Origin of the sequence: Pseudomonas syringae, from assembly GCF_021605415.1 — a bacterium.
In the GTDB taxonomy this organism is placed as follows: domain Bacteria; phylum Pseudomonadota; class Gammaproteobacteria; order Pseudomonadales; family Pseudomonadaceae; genus Aquipseudomonas; species Aquipseudomonas syringae_S.
On the sequence record NZ_WKEQ01000087.1, the window covers coordinates 1 to 1,212 of the forward strand.

2 protein-coding genes are annotated in these 1,212 nt (G+C 49.3%); both read left to right on the forward strand.

The window, feature by feature from the left end:
* The coding region (locus GIW69_RS26100) for an RHS repeat-associated core domain-containing protein (protein ID WP_236485669.1) at positions 1-725 on the forward strand (725 nt) is incomplete at its 5' end.
* Positions 722-1,021, forward strand: coding sequence for a contact-dependent growth inhibition system immunity protein (locus GIW69_RS26105; RefSeq protein ID WP_236485670.1), 300 nt, complete (start codon positions 722-724; stop codon positions 1,019-1,021). The genes GIW69_RS26100 and GIW69_RS26105, both read left to right, overlap by 4 nt.
* Positions 1,022-1,212: the final 191 nt, after the last annotated feature.

Consider the following 1,212-nt stretch of genomic DNA (forward strand, 5'->3'; position numbering starts at 1 on the left):
CACCGCAGGAACTCACCGACTACAGCGGCGACGTCGTCTGGTCGGCGAAATACAGCGCGTATGGAAAGGTGACTGAACTGACCCATGGCGGCGGTGAACAACTCGAACAACCGCTGAGGTTTCAGGGGCAATACTTCGACGCCGAAAGCGGGCTGCATTACAACCGGCATCGCTACTATGATCCGGAGGCTGGGCGCTATCTGACACCCGATCCAGTGAAACTGGCGGGTGGGCTCAACCAATATCAATACACGCCGAATCCGACGGGGTGGGTTGATCCGTTGGGGTTGGCGTGCAGCCCTTGCCCTGGCGATGCCTCGGCCGATGGGCCGTACAGCAAAATAGTCCCTGGGGGTGGTCTCGCTGCGCATGAAGCACAAGGAGGCCATCTAATTGCGAAACACGTTGGCCGAACCGATGCACAGCTGGCACAAAGGTTAAGGAATGAACCAAACATTCCCGCTGCCTCGACATTCCCTAACCGTTCTGTGGCAGAGTCAGCCGTATCAGACGCATTGTCAGCTAATTCACTGCGTATAAAAAAATTCCTGGAGAGCAGTAAAATAAAGACAACCATTTCACATCAATTCACGTCCCCTATCGGGGTGAGCATCGTGAATGGTCAACCCCAAGTGTTGGCGGCACATAGATTACTATTGGTACTTAAAAAAGACCCTAAATTACCCTTAGGTTATTTTTTACTAACGGGGTTTCCAGAAGCATGAACAAAGAATTTCCCAATCTCCATGATTTTTTCGGAGCGTACTTCCACCAAGACTGGACTGCCGAGCACGATACGGCCGAACAAGTTATAGAGTCTTTTCGAAGGGAATCTGAGCAGAACGATCGCTTAATGGTTCGCGAAGAATTAAAAAAACTGCTCAGCCAAAATATAGACGAAATGACTTTACGAAAATATTTATTAAAAGAATTAAGCTGTTACTTTACCTATTGGAACGAATGGGATTCCGGAAAACATTGGTTGCAACATATCGATGAACAACTTAAAGAAGAGTTATGAGTAAATAACATTTTTTATCCGAAGATTTTTAGCAGGTTATTTTTCCCCATATTTCAAGGTTCTGGTGGATTGGTATACATCCCCCGGCGCGCCAAATTTGCCCCAGTTTCCAGCGCGCGCCCGACAATCCCCTCAACCCCCTCATCAACCATCACCCCCAACGCCGCCGCCGTCACCCCGCGATACGCCAG

Coding starts and splice junctions, on each gene's coding strand:
- GIW69_RS26105 (WP_236485670.1), top strand. CDS start 722: ATGAACAAAGAATTTCCCAATCTCCATGATTTTTTCGGAGCGTACTTC.